The sequence below is a fragment of the Janthinobacterium sp. GW460-12-1-14-LB5 genome, assembly GCF_059423585.1.
Genome location: NZ_JBWKYD010000006.1, coordinates 142,346 through 165,672, shown reverse-complemented (window position 1 = coordinate 165,672; position 23,327 = coordinate 142,346). Strand labels below are relative to the sequence as shown.

General features: G+C 62.7%; 20 protein-coding genes and 1 riboswitch. Of the genes, 15 read left to right on the top strand and 5 right to left on the bottom strand.

Annotated elements, in window-relative coordinates; translation table 11 throughout:
* Positions 1 to 309 precede the first annotated feature (309 nt).
* Entirely contained in the window at positions 310 to 1,350 is a 1,041-nt protein-coding gene (locus AC07X6_RS08060; protein WP_494790610.1) for a porin, read from the top strand.
* A 7-nt stretch (positions 1,351 to 1,357) separates the two neighbouring features.
* On the opposite strand, the gene AC07X6_RS08055 is transcribed toward AC07X6_RS08060, so the two are convergent.
* Positions 1,358 to 3,454: a putative bifunctional diguanylate cyclase/phosphodiesterase gene (locus AC07X6_RS08055; RefSeq protein WP_494790609.1), complete on the bottom strand. Its 2,097-nt coding sequence runs from the start codon at positions 3,452 to 3,454 to the stop codon at positions 1,358 to 1,360.
* Between the two features lie 238 nt (positions 3,455 to 3,692).
* Here AC07X6_RS08055 and AC07X6_RS08050 point away from each other — a divergent pair, with 238 nt between their 5' ends.
* The 12 genes from AC07X6_RS08050 to AC07X6_RS07995 all read left to right on the top strand — a co-directional run bounded on the left by AC07X6_RS08050 (position 3,693) and on the right by AC07X6_RS07995 (position 15,259).
* A complete protein-coding gene (locus AC07X6_RS08050) occupies positions 3,693 to 4,433 on the top strand; it encodes a Crp/Fnr family transcriptional regulator (protein WP_076568319.1) in 741 nt (246 codons plus the stop codon).
* A 47-nt stretch (positions 4,434 to 4,480) separates the two neighbouring features.
* Complete coding sequence (locus tag AC07X6_RS08045; protein ID WP_494790608.1) at positions 4,481 to 6,385, top strand: hybrid sensor histidine kinase/response regulator; 1,905 nt, start codon at positions 4,481 to 4,483, stop codon at positions 6,383 to 6,385.
* Between the two features lie 28 nt (positions 6,386 to 6,413).
* Positions 6,414 to 7,220 carry a response regulator gene (locus AC07X6_RS08040; RefSeq protein WP_494790607.1) on the top strand — a complete coding sequence of 269 codons (807 nt, stop codon included), beginning with the start codon at positions 6,414 to 6,416 and terminating at the stop codon, positions 7,218 to 7,220.
* A gap of 52 nt (positions 7,221 to 7,272) precedes the next feature.
* Positions 7,273 to 7,527, top strand: a complete 255-nt coding sequence (locus tag AC07X6_RS08035; protein ID WP_230541563.1) for a hypothetical protein — start codon at positions 7,273 to 7,275, stop codon at positions 7,525 to 7,527.
* 108 nt (positions 7,528 to 7,635) lie between these two features.
* A riboswitch (TPP riboswitch) is annotated at positions 7,636 to 7,751 on the top strand.
* Between the two features lie 79 nt (positions 7,752 to 7,830).
* Positions 7,831 to 9,744, top strand: coding sequence for a phosphomethylpyrimidine synthase ThiC (gene thiC, locus AC07X6_RS08030; protein ID WP_494790606.1), 1,914 nt, complete (start codon positions 7,831 to 7,833; stop codon positions 9,742 to 9,744).
* 20 nt (positions 9,745 to 9,764) lie between these two features.
* Complete coding sequence (thiS, locus tag AC07X6_RS08025) at positions 9,765 to 9,968, top strand: sulfur carrier protein ThiS (RefSeq protein WP_215406019.1); 204 nt, start codon at positions 9,765 to 9,767, stop codon at positions 9,966 to 9,968.
* Between the two features lie 25 nt (positions 9,969 to 9,993).
* Positions 9,994 to 10,788, top strand: coding sequence for a thiazole synthase (locus AC07X6_RS08020; RefSeq protein ID WP_494790605.1), 795 nt, complete (start codon positions 9,994 to 9,996; stop codon positions 10,786 to 10,788).
* Positions 10,788 to 11,552, top strand: coding sequence for a bifunctional hydroxymethylpyrimidine kinase/phosphomethylpyrimidine kinase (thiD, locus tag AC07X6_RS08015; RefSeq protein WP_494790663.1), 765 nt, complete (start codon positions 10,788 to 10,790; stop codon positions 11,550 to 11,552). The genes AC07X6_RS08020 and thiD overlap by 1 nt, the downstream gene beginning before the upstream one ends.
* 10 nt (positions 11,553 to 11,562) lie before the next feature.
* On the top strand, positions 11,563 to 12,186 hold the full coding sequence (gene thiE / locus AC07X6_RS08010) for a thiamine phosphate synthase (RefSeq protein WP_494790604.1): 624 nt from the start codon (positions 11,563 to 11,565) through the stop codon (positions 12,184 to 12,186).
* A 78-nt stretch (positions 12,187 to 12,264) separates the two neighbouring features.
* Positions 12,265 to 12,900: an ANTAR domain-containing response regulator gene (locus AC07X6_RS08005; protein WP_070290035.1), complete on the top strand. Its 636-nt coding sequence runs from the start codon at positions 12,265 to 12,267 to the stop codon at positions 12,898 to 12,900.
* A 214-nt stretch (positions 12,901 to 13,114) separates the two neighbouring features.
* A complete protein-coding gene (locus tag AC07X6_RS08000; RefSeq protein ID WP_034749160.1) occupies positions 13,115 to 14,221 on the top strand; it encodes an S-(hydroxymethyl)glutathione dehydrogenase/class III alcohol dehydrogenase in 1,107 nt (368 codons plus the stop codon).
* Between the two features lie 183 nt (positions 14,222 to 14,404).
* Entirely contained in the window at positions 14,405 to 15,259 is an 855-nt protein-coding gene (locus tag AC07X6_RS07995) for a hypothetical protein (protein WP_494790603.1), read from the top strand.
* On the opposite strand, the gene AC07X6_RS07990 is transcribed toward AC07X6_RS07995, so the two are convergent.
* Positions 15,256 to 15,531, bottom strand: coding sequence for a hypothetical protein (locus AC07X6_RS07990; protein ID WP_494790602.1), 276 nt, complete (start codon positions 15,529 to 15,531; stop codon positions 15,256 to 15,258). The genes AC07X6_RS07995 and AC07X6_RS07990 overlap by 4 nt on opposite strands.
* A gap of 115 nt (positions 15,532 to 15,646) precedes the next feature.
* Between AC07X6_RS07990 and AC07X6_RS07985 the strand changes: the two genes are divergently transcribed.
* On the top strand, positions 15,647 to 17,956 hold the full coding sequence (locus AC07X6_RS07985; RefSeq protein ID WP_494790601.1) for a UvrD-helicase domain-containing protein: 2,310 nt from the start codon (positions 15,647 to 15,649) through the stop codon (positions 17,954 to 17,956).
* Positions 17,957 to 18,020: 64 nt separating this feature from the next.
* Here the strand turns inward: AC07X6_RS07985 and AC07X6_RS07980 are convergent, their stop codons facing one another.
* The 3 genes from AC07X6_RS07980 to AC07X6_RS07970 form a co-directional block, all read right to left on the bottom strand.
* Positions 18,021 to 18,812 carry a BPSS1780 family membrane protein gene (locus AC07X6_RS07980; protein ID WP_230541558.1) on the bottom strand — a complete coding sequence of 264 codons (792 nt, stop codon included), beginning with the start codon at positions 18,810 to 18,812 and terminating at the stop codon, positions 18,021 to 18,023.
* Positions 18,813 to 18,814: 2 nt separating this feature from the next.
* Positions 18,815 to 19,771, bottom strand: a complete 957-nt coding sequence (locus AC07X6_RS07975) for a homoserine kinase (RefSeq protein ID WP_494790600.1) — start codon at positions 19,769 to 19,771, stop codon at positions 18,815 to 18,817.
* Positions 19,772 to 19,855: 84 nt separating this feature from the next.
* Positions 19,856 to 20,251, bottom strand: coding sequence for a hypothetical protein (locus AC07X6_RS07970; protein ID WP_211551790.1), 396 nt, complete (start codon positions 20,249 to 20,251; stop codon positions 19,856 to 19,858).
* A gap of 304 nt (positions 20,252 to 20,555) precedes the next feature.
* Between AC07X6_RS07970 and polA the strand changes: the two genes are divergently transcribed.
* The gene (gene polA / locus AC07X6_RS07965) at positions 20,556 to 23,318 is read left to right on the top strand and encodes a DNA polymerase I (RefSeq protein ID WP_230541556.1); all 2,763 of its coding nucleotides are present in this window, start codon (positions 20,556 to 20,558) and stop codon (positions 23,316 to 23,318) included.
* The last annotated feature ends 9 nt before the right edge of the window (positions 23,319 to 23,327 follow it).

The window sequence follows — 23,327 nt, the reverse complement described above, 5'->3', positions numbered from 1 at the left end:
GACGCGGTTGTATAACGTTTCATATCCAGCACTCGTCCGCGTCTCAAGGCCAGCGCATCAGCGATGCCAGCCACCTTCAGAGCGTCCCCTTCGGGCCGGGCGCCTGAGCCACGCGCACCGCCAGCGGTGCACCATTCACGGCGGAATCAAAGCGGCGCCTCCATTGCACGCCGCTGCCGCCACAGCTTAGCCAGGATCTGTTGTCCGGCGCGTCGTCTTTTGATACGGCATCCCCCGCATGGCGCCTTGCCGCCTGTGGCCTTGCCGTGGCCGCCGCTTTCCTGGTGTCGCTTTTACAAGGAAATCATCATGAAAAAAATCGCCATCGTTGCCGGCCTTGCTACCACCCTGGGCGCCTTGCCTGCCGCCCACGCCCAGTCGTCTGTTGAAGTGTATGGCCTGATGGATGCGGGCCTGGTGCAGGAAGGCGACGTCAGCAAGCTCACCAGCGGCATCTCGGCCGGTTCGCGCCTGGGCTTGCGCGGCACGGAAGCGCTGGGCAATGGCTTGCAAGCCGTGTTCACCCTGGAAGCGGGCGTCCTGAGCGACACGGGCCGCTCGGACCAGGCGGGCCAATTGTTCGGCCGCCAGGCCTTTGTCGGCCTCAATAGCCCGCTGGGCATGCTGACCGTGGGCCGCCAGTACAACCTGCAAAGCCAGGCGCTGACGGACGTGGCCGACCCCTTCGAAGGCGGCTTTGCTGGCGCGGCGACCAACCTGGCCGGCTACTCGGCCACGCGCATCGACAATACCGTGCGCTACACCTCGCCCGAGCTGCGCGGCGTCACCGCCACGGTGATGTACGGCTTTGGCGAACATACGGGTGTTGTGGCAGATCAACGTTCGCTGGGCCTGTCCCTGGGCTATGTCAACGGTCCTTTGACCCTGCGCCTGGCGCGCCAGAGCCGTGCCGGCGAGCCGGGCAAGGCCGACGCGAACAACACCATTCTTGCGGGTAACTACAACTTCGGCGTGGCCACGGCGTTTGCCGGCTATGGCCGCAACACGGGCGAGGGCAGCTCGATGTTCTTCGCGGAAAACCCATATGGCGCGGCGCAGGCGCCCACCGCGTCGAACGACAGCCGCGACGCCATCGTCGGCGTGTCCGTGCCGCTCGGTGCGACGACCTTGCTGGCCTCGTATGTGCGCAAGGATGACCGCGATGCGGCCAACCGCGACGCGCAGCAGCTGGCCATCGGCGCCACGTACGCCTTGTCCAAGCGCAGCAAGGTGTATGTTGCTTACGCGCACATCCGCAACCGCAACGATGCCGCCTACATGGTGGGCAACGCCACGGAAGTGGGCACGGGCAACCGCGCCTTCAACGTCGGCTTGCGCCACGCGTTTTAAGGCCTGCTCAACCCATCGCCAGGGCAGGCAAGGTGCTGCCCTGGCGTAATAATTCCTCGAAGGCGGGCGCGGCCAGCGGACGGCAGAACAGATAGCCCTGCATCTGGTCGCAGCCGTGCTGGCGCAGGAAGGCCAGCTGCTGCGCCGTTTCCACGCCTTCGGCAATCACTTTCAGGCGCAGGCTGTGCGCCAGCGCGATGATGGCTTGCACGATGGCCGCGTCGTCGTCGCTGTGCGTGAGGTCGCTGACGAAGGATTTGTCGATTTTTAATACGTCGATGGGGAAGCGGCGCAGGTACGCCAGGCTGGAATAGCCGGTGCCGAAGTCGTCGATCGACAGCTGCAAGCCCAATGCCTTGAGCTTGCCCATGGTGGCGATCGCCTGTTCCACATCCTGCATCATCATGCTTTCCGTCAATTCCAGCTCCAGGAAACGCGCTTCCAGGCCCGTCACGGCCAGTATCTCCCGCACCGATTGCAGCAAGCCGCTTTGCCGGAATTGCCGCGCAGACAAATTGACGGCCAGGCGCAAGCCGCCGAGTCCCTCCCGTTGCCACGCCCTCGCTTGCGCGCACGCCGTGTGCAGCACCCAGGCGCCGATGGGCACGATCAAGCCCATTTCTTCGGCCAGATGGATGAATTCGCCGGGCGCGATGGCGCCCAGGGTGGGGTGGCGCCAGCGCAGCAGCGCTTCCATGCCGACGATCTTGCCACTGTCGAGCTGCACCTGCGGCTGGTACACGAGGTGGAACTGGCCACGCTCGAGCGCATGGCGCAACTCGCTTTCCAGGTTCAGCCGGGCCAGCATGCTGGCATTCATGGCCGGCGCGTAGCTTTGCCAGTGGTTGCGGCCTTGCTCCTTGGCCCGGTACATGGCGATGTCGGCATGCTTGATCAGGGTTTCCGCGCTGTCGCCATCGTCGGGATAGGTGGCCACGCCCATGCTGCACGTGAGAAAGAATTCATGGCCGCCCACCAGCAGCGGCTGGGCCACGGCGTCCAGCACGCGCTGCAGGATGAGCTGGCCCGGGTCGCTGTTGGCGTGTTGCGGCAGCAGCAGGACGAATTCGTCGCCGCCGAGTCGCGCCACCGTATCGACTTCGCGCGTGGCGGCGCGCAGGCGGTCGGCGATCAGTTTCAGCAGGGTATCGCCCGCGTCGTGGCCCAGGGTGTCGTTGACGAATTTAAAGCGGTCGAGGTCGATGAAGACCACCCACAGGGGCAGGGTGCTGCGGCGCGCCACGGCCATCGCCTGTTCCAGCCGTTCGCGCAGCAATAAACGGTTGGCCAGGCCCGTGAGGATATCGTGGCGCGACTGGAATTCCAGTTCCTGCTCGAAGCGCATGACGGTGCTGATGTCGTATTGCGCTACGACAAAGTGGCTGACGGCGCCATCGCCATCGTCGCGCACGGGCGCCACGAACAGCTCGCTCCAGTACGTGCTGCCATCCTTGCGGAAATTGCGCACGATGGCCTTGCCTTCGCGCTGTTCGTTCAAGGCCGCGCTGATGGCATGCATGTCCTGGCGCGCATGTTCCGGCCCCTGCAGGTCTTCCAGTCGCTGTCCGATGACTTCGCCGGCCGCGTACCCCGTGATGCGCTCGAAGGCGGGATTGACGTATTCGATCAGGTAGCCGGGCGCGTCGGCGCTGCACAGGATGATGGCATTGTCCGAGACTTCGATGATGCGTTCGCGCAAACGCAGCGACTTTTCATTGCGCATGCGCGCGGCGATATCCTCGGACAGGCGCAAATTGGCAAACTGCAAGGCCGCCGTGCGTTCGCCCGTGATGCGGGCAATCACGGAATTGCGCGACACCAGCTGGTACACATAGGCCGTGGCCAGCAGGCTCGATAATATTCCACCCAGCAACACGTACAGCGAGCCGCGGCGGTTTGCATCCAGGGTCAGCCCATGCGCGGGCAGCATGGCCGCACTCAGCGCATGGCCGCTGGCGTGGTATTGCAGCAGCACCCTGGCGCTTTCCGCTTCGATCTGCCGCGCCGAGACATAGCACAGCGCCGTCAGGCACAGGCCGACCGCCAGGGTGATCAGGGCCGAGGTGGAGACGGAAATGGAGATGCGCTTGAAGAATGATTGCATGATGGCGTCCGGTAAGCAGCACCGCTACCGATCCGTGATCGGGCAGCCCTGGCAGTGATTGACTGTAGGGCGCGCAGCGATGCAGCGTCCGTTCGCTACCGAACGGACAGTCATGCCAACAAGAAATATAGTCGGTCCACCGTGCAAGCAGTGTGTTACGCTGCACACCATGGCGACCCTCGTTCGGACGCCTTTCATACACCCCCTAGCTGACGACTGGAAACCAGGAAACCTGCCCATGTCGAGTCCGCATGCCCAGCTGCACAACCCGAATCAAAACCATTTGCTCGCCGCCATGCTCGACGCCGATTTCGCGCGCCTGGCTCCCCATCTGGAGCAAGTCTCCATGCTGCTGGGCGACGTGATCTACGACTCGGGCGACAAGCTGCAGCACGTGTACTTTCCCACCACGGCCATCGTTTCCATCCATTACCTGCTGGAAAACGGCGGCTCGTCGGAAATTGCCGGCGTCGGCAACGAGGGCATCGTGGGCGTGTCGCTATTTATGGGCGGCAACTCGACACCGAGCCGTGCCGTCGTGCAGACGGGCGGCGTCGGCTACCGGCTCAAGGCCCATCTGCTGATGGAAGAATTCGACCGCGCCGGACCCGTCATGCGCTTGCTGCTGCGCTATACGCAAGCCCTGATCACGCAAATGTCGCAGACGGCCGTATGCAACCGCCACCATACGGTGGAACAGCAATTGTGCCGCTGGCTGCTGCTGACCATGGACCGCCTGCCGAACCGCGAGCTGACCATGACGCAGGAACTGATCGCCAACATGCTGGGCGTGCGCCGCGAAGGCGTGACGGAAGCGGCGGGGCGCCTGCAGCAGCGCGGCCTCATCAGTTATCGGCGCGGCCATATCACGGTGCAGGACCGCGCCGGCCTCGAAGGCAATGTGTGCGAATGCTATGGCGTGGTGAAGAAGGAATTCGCGCGCCTGCTGTCGGACGTGCGCCAGCGCCAAGGCCGCTAGGCGCCGCATTTCCGTCCCCTTTATTGTTGTCATAGCCCAGGCTACCCATGCACTCAGTTGAAAATAACCCTAACCGCGCCCCGTCGCGCTGGCCCATGGCATTGGCGTTTTCGTTCAGCGCCATCGCCCTGCTGGCCGTCGGCGCGCTGGCCTGGCGCGCGCCGTTCGAGACGGCCTGCGTCATCGACGCACTGGTCTTCCTGCTGCTGATGCTGCTCGTGGCGCTGTACCGGCGCACCGTGGCGGCCAGCCTGCCGCGCCAGTTGCTCAAGGCGGGCGCCCTGCAGGATGCCATCTTTAACAGCGCCAATTTCTCGTGCATCGCCACCGATGCGCAGGGCGTGATCCAGATTTTCAACGTGGGCGCCGAACGCATGCTCGGCTATGCGGCCAGCGACGTGGTGGACAAGCTGACGCCGGCCGGTATTTCCGACGCGCAAGAAATCGTCGCCCGCGCGGCCGCCCTCAGCGCCGAACTCGACACGCCCATCACGCCGGGCGTGGAAGCGCTCGTGTTCAAGGCCACGCGCGGCATCGAAGACATCTATGAACTGACGTATATCCGCAACGATGGCAGCCGTTTCCCCGCCATCGTTTCCGTGACGGCCTTGCGCGATGCGCAGAGCAAGGTCATCGGCTATCTGCTGATCGGCACCGATAACACGGTGCGCAAGCAGGTCGAGGCGGAACAGGCGCTGCTGGACCAGCGCCTGCGCGAACAGCAGGCGTATACGCGCTCGCTGGTCGAGACCAATAATGCCGAGCTGAAGAAGGCGCGCCTGGTGGCGGAAAAGGCCAACCGCGCCAAGTCCGAATTCCTCTCGAGCATGAGCCATGAATTGCGCACGCCCCTGAACGCCGTGCTGGGTTTCGCCCAGCTGATGGCGTCCGACGTGCCGCCGCCGAGCCCGCCGCAGCAGCGCTCGATCGAGCAAATCCTCAAGGGCGGCTGGTATCTCTTGCGTTTGATCAATGAAATCCTCGACCTGGCCATGATCGAATCGGGCAAGGTCACCCTGTCGCAGGAAGCGATGTCGCTGCTCGACGTGCTGCAGGATTGCCAGGCCATGATCGCGCCGCAGGCGGAAAAGCGCGGCATCCGCATGCATTTCCCCCGCTGCGGCAAGGCTTTTTATGTGCATGCGGACCGCACGCGCGTGAAACAGGTGATGATCAACCTGCTGTCGAACGCCATCAAGTACAACCAGGGCGGCGGCGCCGTCACCGTCGAATGCAGCGGGCATGGCGACAAGGTGCGCGTGAGCGTGCGCGACAGCGGCGCCGGCCTCGACGCGGCCCAGGTGGCGCAGCTGTTCCAGCCGTTTAATCGCCTGGGACAGGAAAACAGCACGGAAGAGGGCACGGGCATCGGCCTCGTCGTCACCAAGCAACTGGTCGAATTGATGGGCGGCACCATCGGCGTCGACAGTGCCGTCGGCGTGGGCACCACGTTCTGGTTCGAGCTGGCCGCCAGCAGCGCGCCGGAACTGGTGCTGGGCGACGGCGACGCGCTGCCGCAGGTGCAGGAGCCGCAGGAAAGCCTGCGCACCTTGCTCTACGTGGAAGACAATCCCGCCAACCTGGCGCTGGTCGAGCAATTGATCGCCCGCCGCAGCGACTTGAAGTTGCTGACGGCCATCGATGCGCACCTGGGCATCGACCTGGCGCGCACCTACCAGCCGGACGTGATCTTGATGGATATCAACTTGCCCGGCATCAGCGGCTACGGCGCGCTGCACATCCTGCATGATGATCCCCTCACCAGCCACATTCCCGTCATGGCCCTGTCGGCCAACGCCGTGCCGCGCGACATCGAAAAAGGCTTGCAAGCGGGCTTCTTCCGTTATCTGACCAAGCCGATCAAGGTCGTCGAATTCATGGACGCGCTCGACGTGGCCCTGCACCATGCAGCCGCGCACGGCCTGGCCGACGACACTCACGCAATACGCTAATTCAGCACTCAATTTTAGGAATACCGCCATGCTTCAAGCCACCGAGATCCTGAACGCCAGCATCCTCATCGTCGACGACCAGGAGGCGAACGTCATGCTGCTGGAACAGGTGCTGCGCAATGCCGGCTACACGCGCATCACGTCCACCATGGACCCGCAAGCCGTGCGCGCGCTGCACCAGCAGCACCGCTACGACCTGATCCTGCTCGACTTGCAGATGCCGGAAATGGATGGTTTCGAAGTCATGGAAGGCTTGCGCGACCTCGAGGCGGGCAGCTACCTGCCCGTGCTGGTGATTACGGCCCAGCCCGGCCACAAGCTGCGCGCCCTGCAGGCGGGCGCCAAGGATTTCGTCAGCAAGCCCTTCGACCTGGTGGAAGTCAAGACGCGCATCCACAACATGCTGGAAGTGCGCTTGCTGTACCAGAAGCTGGCCGAATACAACAAATCGCTGGAACAGATGGTGGAAGACCGCACGGCGGAGTTGCGCGAAAGCGAAGCGCGCTTCCAGCGCTTCACGGAACTGTCGTCCGACTGGTACTGGGAGCAGGATGCGCAGGGCAATTTGACGCGCTTTTCCGGCCCCGTGGCTGAAATGCTGGGCATCGGCAGCGAGGAAGAGCCGCAGCGCTGGAATGCCGCCGAGCGCGCCTTGCTCGACGCCAAGATCGCCGCGCGCGAACCGTTTCTCGATTTCATCTACAGCCGCGCCAACCTGGACGGCAGCACGCAGTATCTGCAGGTCAGCGGCGAACCGATGTTCGACAATGGCAGCCGCTTCATCGGCTACCGCGGCATCGGCCTCGATGTCACGGAGCGCCATCGCGCTGTTTGATTGCCGACCGTTGATTTATACTTGGTGCCATCGATACAGACCAGGAAAAATCATGACTGACAAATCTCCCTCCTACTGGTTCCCCGCCAAGACCTATGGCTGGGGCTGGGGCTTGCCCATCACCTGGCAGGGCTGGCTGGTGTTCCTGGCCGCGCTGGCGCTGTTCGCCTGCGGCGCCTTCCTGTTCCCGCCGCAAACCATGCTGGTCGCTTACATCGTGTATGAAGCGGCCATTGTGGCCGTGCTCATTTTCATCTGCCAGCGCAAGGGCGAACCGACCAGCTGGCGCTGGGGCAAGAAGAAATAAGCGTGACGCCGTCTGCTGCATTGCAGCAGATGCGCAAACACGACACCGGCAAGAAATCATCTGGCCACGCGGCGCGAACCGCGTATAATTGGCTCGCTGCCGCAAGGCGGCAAACGCTAGGGGTCCTGCCTTTCGCTGTGGAAACACAGTGCAAGCGCGGGTGAGAAATACCCTCCGAACCTGATCTGGATAATGCCAGCGAAGGGAAGCTTTAGGATGACTGCACCCCGCTTTTCCGCGTGCGTAATTCCGAACCTCCTTAGCTGGCTCCAGGCTTAAAAATAGTCTAGCCAAGGAGCCAAAATGAACGCCAACCCGAAATTCCTCTCCGCCACCGCCACGGTCGACGAAGCTGCCATCGCGCCGCTGCCCAATTCGCGCAAGATCTACGTCGAAGGCAGCCGTCCCGACATCCGCGTGCCCATGCGCGAAATCAGCCAGTCCGACACGGAAGCGTCGTTCGGCGGCGAAAAGAATCCGCCCATCTACGTGTACGACACCTCCGGCCCGTACACGGATCCGGACGTGAACATCGACATCCGCTCGGGCCTCGATACGCCGCGCCTGCCGTGGATCATGGAGCGGGCCGACACGGAAGAATTGCCCGGCCCCACCTCCGACTACGGCATCGCCCGCCTGGCGGACCCGAAGCTGGCCGAGCTGCGTTTCAACTTGCACCGCAAGCCGCGCCGCGCCATTGCCGGCAAGAACGTGACGCAAATGCATTACGCGCGCCAAGGCATCATCACGCCGGAAATGGAGTTCGTCGCCATCCGCGAAAACATGCGCCGTCAGGAATACTTGCGCGAACTCAAGGCTTCCGGCCCCATGGGCGAACGCCTGGCCGACCTGATGGGCCGCCAGCATCCGGGCCAGTCGTTCGGTGCCAGCATCCCGGCCGAGATCACGCCGGAATTCGTGCGCGAGGAAATCGCCCGCGGCCGCGCCATCATTCCCGCCAACATCAATCACCCGGAAGTCGAACCGATGATTATCGGCCGCAATTTCCTCGTGAAAATCAACGCAAACATCGGCAATTCCGCCGTGACGTCTTCCATCGGCGAGGAAGTGGAAAAGATGACCTGGGCCATCCGCTGGGGCGGCGATAACGTGATGGACTTGTCCACCGGCAAGCACATCCACGAAACGCGCGAATGGATCGTGCGCAACAGTCCCGTACCGATTGGCACCGTGCCCATCTACCAGGCGCTGGAAAAGGTCAACGGCAAGGCCGAAGATTTAACTTGGGAAATCTTCCGCGACACCCTCATTGAACAGGCCGAGCAGGGCGTCGACTACTTCACCATCCACGCGGGCGTGCTGCTGCGCTATGTGCCGATGACGGCCAAGCGGCTGACGGGCATCGTCTCGCGCGGCGGCTCCATCATGGCGAAATGGTGCCTGGCGCACCACCAGGAATCGTTCCTGTACACGCATTTCGAAGAAATCTGCGAAATCATGAAGGCCTACGACGTGTCGTTCTCGCTGGGCGACGGCTTGCGCCCCGGCTCCATCTACGACGCCAATGACGAAGCGCAGTTGGGCGAACTGAAGACCCTGGGCGAGCTGACGCAGGTTGCCTGGAAGCACGATGTACAGGTAATGATCGAAGGCCCGGGCCACGTACCCATGCAACTCATTAAAGAAAACATGGACTTGCAGCTGGAACAGTGCGGCGAAGCACCGTTCTACACCCTGGGACCGTTGACCACCGACATCGCGCCCGGCTACGACCACATCACTTCGGGCATCGGCGCGGCCATGATAGGCTGGTACGGCACGGCCATGCTGTGCTACGTGACGCCGAAGGAACACCTGGGCTTGCCCAACAAGGCAGACGTCAAGGATGGCATCATCACGTACAAGATCGCGGCGCACGCGGCCGACCTGGCGAAAGGCCATCCGGGCGCGCAAATCCGCGACAACGCCCTGTCGAAAGCCCGCTTCGAATTCCGCTGGGACGACCAGTTCAACATCGGCCTGGACCCGGACAAGGCGCGCGAATTCCACGATGAAACCTTGCCCAAGGATTCGGCCAAGGTGGCGCATTTCTGCTCCATGTGCGGCCCCCATTTCTGTTCGATGAAGATCACGCAGGAAGTGCGCGAATACGCGGCCGGCATGGGCATCGCGGAAGACAAGGCGCTCAAGCAGGGCATGGAAATCAAGGCCATCGAGTTCATCAAGAACGGCGCCGAGCTGTACCGCAAGGTCTGAAGGAGAGCGTGATGCCTGCATTGATATCCATCACGCTCAACGGCGCGCCGCACCAGGTGCCGCCGGGGCAGACACTTGACCAATTGATCGCCGCGCTGTCGCTGGAAAACCAGGCGCTGGCGCTGGCCGTCAACCGCAACGTCGTGCCGCGCAAGGCGTGGCAGGACAGGGTACTGGAAACCCAGGACCAAGTGGAAATTGTACGCGCGATTGGCGGCGGTTGAGTTGAGAATAGACAAGGAAAAGCACATGAATACCGCAACACATGACGACCTGCTGACCATCGCAGGCAAGCAATATCAATCGCGCTTGCTGGTGGGCAGCGGCAAGTACAAGGATTTGCCGCAGACGCGCGAAGCGACGGACGCTGCCGAGGCGCAGATCATCACGGTGGCGATTCGCCGCGTGAATATCGGGCAAGACCCGAACGCGCCCAGCCTGCTCGACTTCGTGCCGCCGGACCAGTACACGATTTTGCCGAACACGGCCGGCTGCTACAACGCGAAAGATGCCGTCTACACGCTGCAGCTGGCGCGCGAGCTGCTGGGCGGGCGCAATCTGGTGAAACTGGAAGTGCTGGGCGATGAAAAGACCCTGTTTCCGCACATGCCGGAAACGTTAATTGCCGCCGAAGCGCTGGTCAAGGATGGCTTTGACGTGATGGTCTACTGCAGCGACGATCCCATCCAGGCGAAAATTCTGGAAGACATCGGCTGCGTGGCCGTCATGCCGCTGGCCTCGCTGATCGGCTCGGGCATGGGCATCCTGAACCCGTGGAATTTGTCGCTGATCATCGACCAGGCCAAAGTGCCCGTGCTCGTCGACGCGGGCGTGGGCACGGCGTCGGATGCGGCCATCGCCATGGAACTCGGTTGCGATGGCGTGCTGATGAATACGGCCATCGCCGGCGCGGGCGACCCCGTGCGCATGGCGCGTGCCATGAAACTGGCCGTGCGGGCCGGGCGCGAAGCGTTTCTGGCGGGGCGCATGCCGCGCAAATTTGCCGCTTCCCCATCGTCGCCGATGGCGGGCCGCCTGGCGTGATGGTGCCAACGTTGTCGACGGTGCTGGTGTTTGCCGGCGTCGATCCTTCGGGCGGCGCCGGCATCGCCGCCGATATTATCGCCATTGCGGCGCAGGGCGCGCATGCGCTGCCCGTCGTGACGGCGTTGACGGTGCAGGACAATGACCGCGTGTTTGCTGTCGAGCCTGTGGCGCCGGAATTGCTGCGCCGGCAAGCGCAGGCGCTGATAGCCAAGATGGCGATTCATGCCGTGAAAATCGGCATTCCCGGCAGCGCGGCGAATGCGGCCGTCATCGCGCAGCTGATCGCGCAATTGCGCCAAACCCGGCCGGACTTGCCCGTGGTGCTCGATCCCGTGCTGGCCAGCGGCCATGGCGACGTGCTCAGCCGGGACGACGCCGTGCTGGCGCTGGCACCCTTGCTGCCGGTGACGACCGTGATGGTGCCGAACGGGCCGGAAGCGCTGGTCCTCGGTGGAGCAGACAACCTGCTTGCGCAAGGCTGCCGGCACGTGCTGGTGACGGGCGGCCATGGCGAAGGCGCGACGGTCATCAACCGCTGGTTCGGCGCCGAAGGCGGCGAGCGCGAGTGGCGCTGGCCCCGGCTGCCCGGCGAGTTTCACGGCAGCGGCTGCACCCTGGCCTCGGCCATTGCGGCGCAACTGGCGCTGGGGCAGGCGCTGCCGGAAGCGCTTGATCTGGCGCAAGCCTATTGCCATGCGGCCTTGTCCCATGCGTATGCGATTGCGCCCGGACAACGCATGCCGCAACGATTCTTTACATAAGGAAAACATCATGCGTGGACTGTATCTGGTCACCCCGAACTGGGACGACACCGACCGCCTGCTCGACATCACGGAACAGGCTTTGCACGGCGGCGTGGCCCTGCTGCAATACCGTCACAAGAGCGCCGACGCGGACCAGCGGCGCGAGCAGGCGGGCGCCCTGCTGGCCCTGGCCCGCAAGTATGGCGTGCCCTTCATCATCAACGATTTTATCGAGCTGTGCGAGGAGCTCGACGCGGACGGCGTGCACGTGGGCGGCACGGATGCGTCCGTGGCGCAGGTGCGCGCCCGGCTGGGCAAGGACAAGATCGTCGGCGCTTCCTGCTATGGCGACATGGCCCTGGCACGGACGGCCGAGGCCGGCGGCGCCAGCTACGTGGCCTTCGGCGGCTTTTATCCCTCGCTGGTGAAAAAGTATCCGGTGACCACGCCACTCGATATCGTGCTGCAAGCCAAACGCGAGATCGTTTTGCCCTGCGTGGTGATCGGCGGCATGACGCCGGAGAACGCGGCGCCGCTGGTGGCGCGCGGCGCCGACATGGTGGCGGCCATCAGCAGCGTATTTAACAATGGATACGAGGCAGATGATGTGGATATTGCAGTGCAGCAATTCAATCAATTATTTGCGGCGTGAGCATGGGAGTGCGGGGCTGATTTGGGGCAATAATCGGCATATAATAAGAGCATCATTCATTACCGAGGTCCCCCACCCATGAGTCAGCCAGCCGCCGCGAAACGCCTTATCCTGATCGTTGACGATGACCAGCTGCTGTTGGAATTCCTCGGCGAAGTCCTGCGCCATGCCGGCTACGAGACGGCCCTGGCCCATTCGGCCGAAGTGGCGCTGCAGCTGATCGCCCAGCGCGAGCCGGACCTGGCCTTGCTCGACATCCACATGCCGGGCATGTCCGGCCTGGAGCTGGCCAAGCGCCTGCATGGCGAGACGGGCGTGCCCTTCATGTTCCTGTCCGGCAGCGGCGACAGCGAATCGGGCAAGCAGGCGGCCGCCTACGGCGCCGTCGGCTACGTGGTAAAACCCGTCGATGAAGGCCGTTTGATGCCTGCGTTCGAAGCGGGCCTGGCGCGTGCCGACGAGATCCGCCAGCTGCGCCGTACCGAGCTGAACCTGAACGCGGCGCTGGCCGCGGGACGCGAAACGAGCCTGGCCGTGGGCTTGCTGATGGGCAAATTCCAGACGGACCGCAACACGGCGTTCGAAGTGCTGCGCGACCACGCCCGCTCCAGCCGCCGCAAGATCAATGAAATCGCCAGCCAGCTGCTGCTGGCCGAGGAAACCCTGAACGGCTTGCACGGTGCATTTTTGAACCGGGCAAAGAAGAACGTCTGAGAAAATCTACTGCGCGGTGCGATTTGCGGCCGGCGATGCTCACTGTGCATGCGCACAGCTGCGCTTCTCGGCCACAACTCACATCCGCTCGCTACGATTTTGTCAGACGTCGTGGCGTTCCGAACGGGCGTGCACTCGTCATCGGCGAATTGTCTTGCTATCATGGTTAATGCTGGCGCGCTGTAGCGCACCTTAAAATTTTGACAGGACACACATGAAAACCAAAGCAGCGATTGCCTGGAAGGCGGGCGCCCCGTTGACCATCGAAGAAGTCGACCTGGCCGGCCCGCGCGAGGGCGAGGTATTGGTCGAGATCAAGGCCACGGGCATTTGCCATACCGATTACTACACCCTGTCGGGCGCCGATCCGGAAGGCATCTTCCCGTCCATCCTCGGACATGAAGGTGCCGGCATCGTCGTCGACGTGGGGCCGGGCGTGAAAAGCCTGAAAAAGGATGACCACGTCATTCCCCTGTACACGCCGGAATGCCGCCAGTGCAAATTCTGCCTGTCGCAAAAAACGAACTTGTGCCAGTCGATCCGCTCCACGCAGGGTCGCGGCCTGATGCCGGACGCCACCTCGCGCTTCTCCATCGACGGCAAGCCCATCTTCCACTACATGGGCACCTCCACCTTCTCGAACTACATCGTCGTGCCGGAAATCGCCCTGGCGAAGATCCGCGAAGACGCGCCGTTCGACAAGGTTTGCTACATCGGCTGCGGCGTCACCACCGGCGTGGGCGCCGTGCTGTTCACGGCCAAGGTCGAGGCGGGCGCCAACGTGGTCGTGTTCGGCCTGGGCGGCATCGGCCTGAACGTGATCCAGGCGGCGAAGATGGTCGGCGCCGACAAGATTATTGGCGTCGACATCAACCCGGCGCGCCAGGCCATCGCGCGCAAGTTCGGCATGACGCATTTCGTCAATGCCAACGAAGTGGAAAACGTCGTCGACACCATCGTGCAGCTGACGGACGGCGGCGCCGACTATTCGTTCGAATGCATAGGCAACACCACCACCATGCGCCAGTCGCTCGAGTGCTGCCACAAGGGCTGGGGCCAGTCCATCATCATCGGCGTGGCGGCGGCGGGCCAGGAAATTTCCACGCGTCCATTCCAGCTGGTGACGGGGCGCGTGTGGAAAGGTTCCGCCTTCGGCGGCGCGCGCGGCCGCACGGACGTGCCGAAGATCGTCGACTGGTATATGGAAGGCAAGCTCAATATCGACGATTTGATCACACACAGGCTGAAGCTCGATGATATCAATCAAGGTTTCGATCTGATGAAGAGCGGCGAATCGATCCGCTCCGTCGTGCTGTACTAATACATTACGCCGTACCACGGCGTTTTTGCGGAGGCTGCGGCCTCCGTTTTTTTTGCCCGCTTGCCATCCATCGCCCATGTTTGCCGTCCAGTCGGGTCTTTTTGCAGCCTGTCGCAGCGCGCTGGAAGCCAGGTCCGCTTGCCGCTACAGTCAACGCTCCACTACTTTTGCGACGAGGCAGCCATGTCCACTTCCCACCGTTTGATCCTCAGCCTGGCCGGTATCCTGCTTGGCGGCAGCGCGCTGGCCGTACAGCCGCCGCAGCCTCCTGCGCCACCGGCCCCGCCTGCCGCGCCCAGCGTGCAGGTCAGCCGTTCGCTCGACAAGGGCGAAAGCTATGCGCTGGTCGACGGCACCAGGGATGGCGAGGGCGTCATCGTCGTCGACAGCGATATGCACTCGCAACAGGTGGAAAAGCTCAAGCGCTCGATCAAGGGGCCATTCCTGTGGTTCCGCGACCAGGGGCAGGCTTACGTGCTGCAGGATGCCGCCTTGCTGGGCAAGGTGCGGGCGGCATGGCAGCCCTCGAAACAGCTCGGCAAGCAGATGGGCGCGCTCGGCGATCAAATGGGCGCGCATGGCAAGGCCATGGGCGAAATGGGCCGCAAGATGGGCGCCCGCAGCCTGGCGAACGGTAATTCGCGCGAGTCGGAACAGCTGCGCGTGCTGGGGCGCCAGCAGCAGGAGCTGGGCCGCAAGCTCGGCGACGCCTCGCGCCGCCAGGCGCTGGCCACGAGCGACACGGCGCGCCGCTCGGCCGAGCGCGATGTGGAACGCCTGCAGCAGCAGATGGAAGATGCGCAGGAAGAGATGGAAGAGGTCAACGACCGCATCGCCGACGTGCATGAGCGCGAGGCGGAGAAAATGGAGCAGATATCGCGCCAGATGGAGCAGCGCAGCAAGCCGATGGATGCGCTGGGCAAGCAGATGGGCGACCTGGGCCGCCAGCAGGAAGCCGTCGTCAAGATCGCCGACAAGACCACGCGCCAGGTGATCGCCCAGGCGCTCAGCGAAGGCAAGGCAAAACTGGTGCGCTAGGATCCATGCCAGGCGGCAGCCACGGCGCGGTATTGTGCCGGCAGCTGCTCCCTGGCCTCGTCTTCGCCGGCATACACCTCGTCCTGCAGCGTTTCCCATTGCGCATCGCAGCTGAAACGGTAGACTTGCGCCTCGTCGCCGTAGCGGCACACGGCCAGGCCGTGGATGGCGACGGGGCCGGCGCCATGCGCATCGGCGACGTGGCCAAAGGGCAGGTCGGACCAGGCCCAGGCCAGTACGCGGGCGCCGTCGAGGTGGCTGGGAGGTGTCATGGGCGTTGTTTCCATCGGCTGTGCAGTGATGCCGATTGTAGCGCGCACGCGGCGAATCCGGCGCGACCGCTGGACAAATGCACAGTATTTTTAGCCATGCCGGTATAATCACGGGATGCAAAATCTTCTTCACAACCTCAATCCCGAACAATTGGCCGCCGTCACCTTGCCGGCGCAGCATGCGCTGATCCTGGCCGGCGCCGGTTCGGGCAAGACCCGCGTGCTGACCACCCGCATCGCGTGGCTGATCCAGACCCAGCAGGTATCGCCGCCCGGCATCCTGGCCGTGACGTTTACCAATAAAGCCGCCAAGGAAATGCTCACGCGCCTGTCGGCCATGCTGCCGATCAATACGCGCGGCATGTGGATCGGCACCTTCCACGGCCTGTGCAACCGCTTGCTGCGCACGCACTATCGCGACGCGGCCCTGCCGCAGACGTTCCAGATCCTCGATTCGCAGGATCAGTTGTCGGTGATCAAGCGCTTGTTGAAGGCAAATAACATTGATGATGAGAAATTCCCGCCGAAGACGGTGATGTATTTCATCAACAACGCCAAGGACCAGGGCTTGCGCGCCACGGACGTGGAAGCGTACGATGCGCACGAGCGCAAGATGGTCGAGCTGTACCAGCTGTACGACGACCAGTGCCAGCGCGAAGGCGTCGTCGATTTTGCGGAACTGCTGCTGCGCACGTATGAATTGCTGAGCCGCAACCAACCGTTGCGCGAGCATTACCAGGCGCGCTTCCGCCACATCCTCGTGGACGAGTTCCAGGATACGAATAACCTGCAATACAACTGGCTCAAATTGCTGGCCGGCCACGGCAGCCGCGATGGCGGCGCCCTGTTTGCCGTCGGCGACGATGACCAGAGCATCTATGCCTTCCGCGGTGCGAATGTCGGCAACATGAGCGCCTTCGAGCACGAGTTCCAGGTCAAGAACTTGATCAAGCTGGAGCAGAACTACCGCTCGCACGGCCACATCCTCGACAGCGCCAACGTGTTGATCGCGAACAATAGCAAGCGCCTGGGCAAGAATTTGCGCACGGACGCGGGCCATGGCGAGCAGGTGCGCGTGTATGAAGCCAGTTCCGACTTGCAGGAAGCGCAATGGATCATCGACGAGGCGAAAAGCCTGATCGCTGATGGCGCCTCGCGCAGCGAAATCGCGATTCTGTACCGCTCGAACGCGCAGTCGCGCGTGATCGAACACGCGCTGTTTTCAGCCAGCATTCCGTACCACGTGTATGGCGGCCAGCGCTACTTCCAGCGCGCCGAGGTCAAGCATGCGATTGCTTATTTGCAACTGATGGACAATCCGCACAACGATTCCGCTTTCTTGCGCGTCGTCAACTTCCCCACGCGCGGCATCGGCATGCGCTCGATCGAGCAATTGCAGGCCGCGTCGGAACAGTACGGCATTTCGCTGTACGCGTCCGTGCCGTACGTGGCGGGCAAGGCGGGCAGCGTGCTGGCCGGCTTCGTCAAGCTGATCGAAGGCGTGCGCTTTGAAACCCAGCAATTGTCTCTGCCGGAAATGGTCAGAGTCGTGCTGGAAGCGAGTACCTTGCTCCAGCATTATCAGAATGAAAAGGAAGGCGCCGACCGCATCGAGAATCTGGAGCAGATGGTCAGCGCGGCCAGCCAGTTCATTTCCGAGGAAGGTTTTGGACAGGGCGCACCGGCCCACCTGGGCCCAAGCGCCCAGGCGCAGTCGGGCGCACCCGTCGTCAACCAGGATGGCATCGAAATTCTGGATGCCGACGCGCCGCTGCCGGCCGTGATGTCGCCGCTCTCCGCATTTTTATCGCACGCGTCGCTGGAAGCGGGCGACAACCAGGCGCAGGCGGGCCAGGATGCGCTGCAGATGATGACGGTGCACTCGGCCAAGGGCCTGGAATTCGACAACGTCTTCATTACGGGCCTGGAAGAGGGCCTGTTCCCGCACGAAAGCAGTTCGAAGGAAGACAATGGCGTGGAAGAGGAACGCCGGCTGATGTACGTGGCCATCACGCGCGCGCGCAAGCGGCTGTACATGAGCTTTTCGCAGACGCGCATGCTGCACGGCCAGACGCGCTACAACATGAAGTCGCGCTTCTTCGACGAATTGCCGGAAGAATCGCTGAAATGGCTGTCGCCGAAGGTGCAGGCGAACTGGTTCGGCAACCGCAAGTCGGCCTGGGACGAGGCGCCCAAGGTGGCCAGCCTCGGTTCGGACAATGCGATTGCGCAAAAGATCGCGCAAAAAGCCACGGGCGGCGGCTGGCGCATCGGCGAATCCGTGGCGCACGCCAAGTTCGGCGAAGGCGTGATCGTCAATATCGAAGGCGGCGGCGGCAATGCGCGCGCGCAGATCAACTTCGGCCAGCACGGCATGAAGGTGCTGGACCTGGGGATTGCCAAGCTGGAGAGATTAGGGCGTTGATATAAGAGCAGCAATAAAAAAGGGCAGCCTGCGCAGGCTGCCCTTTTTTTGTGCAGAATCGAAATCAGTCGTTCGGCTTATCCAGCGACACCGTCTTGCCCTCATCCACAGGCACGCCGAAGATCTGGCGGTAGGCGGCGTAGAACGAGCAATGCATGATGATGGTCAATATCATCGACAGGGGCATCATCATCTGCATCATCAGCGGCGTGCGGCCAAAGATGACGGCCAGCAACTGGCTGGTGACGACGCTGATGGCGAACCAGGTGGCGGCGAAGACGATGAAGGCCGACAGCGAACGCCAGACGGCGAAAAAGCTGAAGAACAGCGCCTTGCCCAGGCCGGTTTGGCGCCAGTAGATCAGCGGCGCGGCAAAGCAGAAGGCCATGGCGGCCGGCACGTACAGCGCGATGGCCAGCAGGATGCCCAGACCCAGGCGCGATTCGGGGATGGCGGCGCGCGCCGCTTCTTCCGTCAGCTGGCCCGTGACAAGCTGCCACAGCAAGCCATCATCGACCAGGGTCGAGGCGCCGATGGCAACGATGGCCATCAGGATGTACAGTACGCCCAGGCCGAACAGGGACGGAAAGGCCGGCTTGCGGAAGCCCGAAATCAAGAGGCTGGGCAAGACGCGCTTGCCCTGGTCGATATTCAGGCAGCCTTGCACGAAGGCGACGGAAAACACGGGCACCAGGATGACGGGCAGCATTTGGCCCAGCACGGGCACGATGCTGACGGCCAGCATGCAGAACATATAGCCGAGAAACAGCATCGACATGCCGCCAGGTTGCTGGCGAAACAGGGAAAATCCCTGTTTCACCCATTGCCAACCTGTACTTGCAGGTAATTTTTCCATGTTTAAAACAGTTCCGGGGCAGGTGTGGCGATACGTTCGCGCAGAATGCGTTCGAAATGCGTGGGATCGTGCGGGGTCAGCATTTCCGCTTCGCGCGGCTGGTAATAATCGTACAGGCGCGACAGCCAGAAGCGCAGCGCGGCAGCGCGCAGCATCGGTTGCCATGCCGTCTGTTCTTCATGCGTAAACGGGCGCACGGCCCGGTAGGCGTCGAGCAGGGCGCGCACTCTTTCCTTGTCGAGCACGCCCGTGGCCAGGTCCACGCACCAGTCGTTGACGGTGACGGCCACGTCGAACAGCCAGGTGTCGCAGCCGGCAAAGTAAAAGTCGAAAAAGCCCGTCAGGCGCTCGCCGTCAAACATGACGTTGTTGCGGAACAAGTCGGCATGCACGGGACCGCGCGGGATGGCTTTATAGGTATCGCAGGCGGCAAACGCGTCCTGGAAATGGATTTCCGCGCGCAGCAAATGCGCTTTGGCATCGTCGAGGTGGTGCAAGACCAGCGGCGTGGTGCTGTTCCACCAGTCCAGGCCCCGCAAATTCGGCTGCTGCAGGGGGAAGTCCTGCGCCGCCAGGTGCATTTTCGCCAGCATGGCCCCCACGGCGGCGCAATGCACGGCTTGCGGCGCCATCTGCGAGCTGCCGTCGAGTTTGCTGACGATGGCGGCCGGCTTGCCTTGCAGGGCCGTCACCAGTTCGCCGTCCGCATTGGCGATCGGCGCGGGCACCAGCACGCCCCGGTCCGCCAAATGGCGCATCAGTTGCAGATAGAACGGCAATTGCTCGAAGCTGAGGTTTTCAAAGATCGTCAGCACATACTCGCCGCGCTCCGTGCTCAGGAAGAAATTGCTGTTTTCGATGCCGGAAGCGATGCCCTTGAGCGCCAGAGGTTTGCCGAGTGGAAACTGCGTGATCCACTGGCCGATATCGTCCAGGTGTAGCGCGGTAAAAACTGCCATGGGAAAGAGGGGAATGGTCTAAAAGGTCAAAAAAAGCCGGCTGCCCCCGCGCATGGCCGGGGCAGGGCAGAAGAGAGTGGCTGCTTACTTCGCTGGTGCGGGCGGCGCTGGCGCGTCCGCGGCCTCTTCGTCGCGTTGCTTCTGTTTCTTCTTGCCCAGATCAAATTCCAGCACTTTCCATTGTGGGCCGCGCAGGGCGCCGCCGTGGGCCTGGTCGGCGCCGGCGGCAGGCTTCATGTAATAGGTGCTGCCGCCGCTGGTGACTTTCACCTCGCTGGTGACGCCCGCTTCGCGTTTTTCGGTAATCTGCTGCTTGGCGGCGGCCGGCGCCACGGTGATGGGCGCTTCGCCCATTTCCTCGATACGTTCGAGCTGGGGTGGCGCGTCGCTCGGTTTGGCCGGCGTCTGGGCGCTGGCAATGGCTGAACATGCCAGCAGGGGCAGGGCGAGGAATGTCCAGAGTGTCGATGTACGCATCATGATGGGTTCGCTTCCATGTGTGGGACTGCAGCGCGTGCAGTGGTGTAATGCCGTCAATTTATCTATAAGGCATTGTAACAAACTGGTAGGCAATGCTGCTTAATACGGCTGATTAAATGCGGCGAAATGGCTGGCAGCGGCTGCCCGCGCGCCCGCACGGGGCCGCCAGGGTGGCAAAAACAGCAAGAACGGCACGCGTTGCGGCCGGTGGCGCGGCCCTAAACTCTGCGATAATTGGGCGAACTTCCACCCGCCCGCCGCTCTGCTCCCTGGGCGGGCGCGCTCACCTTATTTTATTGGCATTATGCAAAACACCCTGCTGTTAGTCGACGGTTCCAGTTACCTTTATCGCGCCTTCCATGCGCTGCCCGACCTGCGCAGCCCGGACGGCTATCCCACGGGCGCCATGCACGGCATGGTCAACATGCTGCGCCGCCTGCGCGCCGATTACCCGGCCGCCTACATCGCCTGCGTTTTCGATGCCAAGGGTAAAACTTTCCGCGATGACATGTATCCTGAATACAAAGCCACGCGCGCCTCGATGCCGGACGATCTGCGCCTGCAGATCGAACCGATCCACGAAGCCGTGCGCGCCATGGGCTGGCCGATTCTGATGGTCGACGGCGTCGAAGCGGACGACGTGATCGGCACCCTGGCCGTGCAGGCGGCCGCCGCCGGCATGAACGTGGTGGTGTCGACGGGCGACAAGGATCTGGCGCAGCTGGTCAACAGCCAGGTGATGCTGATCAATACCATGAGCAATGAAAAGCTCGACGAAGCGGCCGTGCTGGCCAAGTTCGGCGTGCCGCCCAACCGCATCATCGATTATCTGTCGCTGATCGGCGATACGGTCGACAACGTGCCCGGCGTGTCGAAATGCGGCCCGAAGACGGCCGTCAAATGGCTGACCCTGTACGACAGCCTGGAAGGCGTGATGGAAAACGCGGCCAATGTGGGCGGCGCCGTGGGGGAAAACCTGCGCACGGCCCTGCCATGGCTGCCGCAGGCGCGCGCCTTGATCACCGTCAAGACCGATTGCGATTTGTCGCAACACATGACGACCATCGCCGACTCGCTGGTGGCGAAGCACGAAGACAAGGAAGCGCTGCTGGCCTTTTTCCAGCGCTACGGTTTCAAGGCCCTGCTGCGCGAACTGGGCGCCACGCCGCCGCCGATGTCGCCCGTTGGCGCGCCTGCAACGGCTGGCGCATCGACTGCGAACACCACGGGCGACATGTTCGCCGACGCGGCCCCGGCAGTCGAGGCCGTGTATGAAACCGTGTTGACGGATGAACAGCTCGATAAATGGATCGCCCTGATCGATGCCGCTGCCCTGACGGCCGTCGACACGGAAACCACCTCGCTGGAACCGATGACGGCGCAAATGGTCGGCATTTCCCTTTCGGTCGCCGAACACAGCGCCTGCTACATCCCGCTGGCGCACGACTACGCGGGCGCGCCCGAGCAGTTGACGCGCGAACACGTGCTGGCGAAATTGCGCCCGTGGCTGGAAGACGCGAACAAGCCCAAGCTGGGCCAGAACCTCAAGTATGACAGCCACATCTTCGCCAACCATGGCGTGACCCTGCGCGGCATCGCCCACGATACCTTGCTCGAATCGTATGTGTTCGAGTCGCACAAGAAACACGACATGGACAGCCTGGCCCTGCGCCACCTGAACTACACGACGATCCCGTTCGAGGACGTGTGCGGCAAGGGCGCCAAGCAGATCACGTTCAATCAGGTCGAGGTGGAGCAGGCGGCGAAATACGCGGCCGAGGATGCCGACGTGACCTTGCGTTTGCACAATGCCATGTGGGGCAATGTGGCCAATGATGAGAAGCTGACCTTCATCTATGAAAAGATCGAGATGCCGACGGCCGTGGTCTTGCAAAAGATCGAGCGCAACGGCGTGCTGATCGATGACGAATTGCTCAACATCCAGTCGGCCGAGCTGGCCGTGAAGATCCTGGAGCTGGAAAAGAAGGCGTATGAACTGGCCGAGCAGCCGTTTAATTTAGGCTCGCCCAAGCAGATCGGCGAAATCTTCTTTGAAAAGCTGAAGTTGCCAGTGGTCAAGAAAACCCCGACGGGCGCGCCGTCGACGGATGAAGAAGTGCTGCAAAAGCTGGCCGAGGATTATCCGCTGCCCAAAGTGCTGCTCGAATACAGGGGCATGGCCAAGCTGAAGTCGACCTACACGGACAAATTGCCGAAGATGATCAACGTCACGACGGGCAGGGTGCACACGAACTATGCGCAAGCCGTGGCCGTGACGGGGCGTCTGGCGTCGAACGACCCGAACTTGCAGAATATTCCCATCCGCAGCGCGGAAGGCCGCCGCATCCGCGAAGCATTCATCGCGCCGCCGGGCAGCCACATCGTTTCGGCCGACTATTCGCAGATCGAATTGCGCATCATGGCGCATATCTCGGGCGATGAAGCCATGCTGCGCGCGTTTGCCGACGGCATCGACATTCACCGCGCCACGGCCGCCGAGATATTCGGCGTGCCGGCCGCGGAAGTGCAGAGCGAACAGCGCCGCTATGCCAAAGTGATCAACTTTGGTTTGATCTACGGCATGAGCGCATTCGGCCTGGCCGGTAATCTGGGCGTGGACCGCACGGCCGCGCAAAGCTATATCGACCGCTACTTTGCCCGTTTTTCCGGCGTGAAACAGTACATGGAAGACACGCGCCAGCAAGCGAAGGCGCGCGGCTACGTGGAAACCGTGTTCGGCCGCCGTTTGTGGTTGCCGGAAATCAATTCACCGAACGGCCCGCGCCGCCAGGGCGCGGAACGGGCGGCGATCAACGCGCCGATGCAGGGCACGGCCGCCGACCTGATCAAGCTGGCCATGATCGCCGTGCAAGGCTGGCTGGAAACGGATGGCTTGCAAACGAAGATGATCATGCAGGTGCACGACGAACTGGTGCTGGAAGTGCCGGACGCGGAGCTGGAACTGGTCAAGCGCAAGCTGCCGGAACTGATGGCGGGCGTGGCCGCGCTGAAAGTGCCGTTGACGGCCGAGGTGGGAGTAGGACGCAACTGGGACGAAGCGCACTAATTTATAAAC

Coding starts and splice junctions, on each gene's coding strand:
- thiE (WP_494790604.1), top strand. CDS start 11,563: ATGCGTGGACTGTATCTGGTCACCCCGAACTGGGACGACACCGACCGC.
- AC07X6_RS08050 (WP_076568319.1), top strand. CDS start 3,693: ATGTCGAGTCCGCATGCCCAGCTGCACAACCCGAATCAAAACCATTTG.
- AC07X6_RS08035 (WP_230541563.1), top strand. CDS start 7,273: ATGACTGACAAATCTCCCTCCTACTGGTTCCCCGCCAAGACCTATGGC.
- AC07X6_RS07970 (WP_211551790.1), bottom strand. CDS start 20,251: ATGATGCGTACATCGACACTCTGGACATTCCTCGCCCTGCCCCTGCTG.
- AC07X6_RS08045 (WP_494790608.1), top strand. CDS start 4,481: ATGCACTCAGTTGAAAATAACCCTAACCGCGCCCCGTCGCGCTGGCCC.
- AC07X6_RS08055 (WP_494790609.1), bottom strand. CDS start 3,454: ATGCAATCATTCTTCAAGCGCATCTCCATTTCCGTCTCCACCTCGGCC.
- AC07X6_RS07980 (WP_230541558.1), bottom strand. CDS start 18,812: ATGGAAAAATTACCTGCAAGTACAGGTTGGCAATGGGTGAAACAGGGA.
- AC07X6_RS07995 (WP_494790603.1), top strand. CDS start 14,405: ATGTCCACTTCCCACCGTTTGATCCTCAGCCTGGCCGGTATCCTGCTT.
- AC07X6_RS07990 (WP_494790602.1), bottom strand. CDS start 15,531: ATGACACCTCCCAGCCACCTCGACGGCGCCCGCGTACTGGCCTGGGCC.
- AC07X6_RS08020 (WP_494790605.1), top strand. CDS start 9,994: ATGAATACCGCAACACATGACGACCTGCTGACCATCGCAGGCAAGCAA.
- AC07X6_RS07985 (WP_494790601.1), top strand. CDS start 15,647: ATGCAAAATCTTCTTCACAACCTCAATCCCGAACAATTGGCCGCCGTC.
- polA (WP_230541556.1), top strand. CDS start 20,556: ATGCAAAACACCCTGCTGTTAGTCGACGGTTCCAGTTACCTTTATCGC.
- AC07X6_RS08005 (WP_070290035.1), top strand. CDS start 12,265: ATGAGTCAGCCAGCCGCCGCGAAACGCCTTATCCTGATCGTTGACGAT.
- AC07X6_RS08040 (WP_494790607.1), top strand. CDS start 6,414: ATGCTTCAAGCCACCGAGATCCTGAACGCCAGCATCCTCATCGTCGAC.
- AC07X6_RS08000 (WP_034749160.1), top strand. CDS start 13,115: ATGAAAACCAAAGCAGCGATTGCCTGGAAGGCGGGCGCCCCGTTGACC.
- AC07X6_RS07975 (WP_494790600.1), bottom strand. CDS start 19,771: ATGGCAGTTTTTACCGCGCTACACCTGGACGATATCGGCCAGTGGATC.
- thiC (WP_494790606.1), top strand. CDS start 7,831: ATGAACGCCAACCCGAAATTCCTCTCCGCCACCGCCACGGTCGACGAA.
- thiD (WP_494790663.1), top strand. CDS start 10,788: ATGGTGCCAACGTTGTCGACGGTGCTGGTGTTTGCCGGCGTCGATCCT.
- AC07X6_RS08060 (WP_494790610.1), top strand. CDS start 310: ATGAAAAAAATCGCCATCGTTGCCGGCCTTGCTACCACCCTGGGCGCC.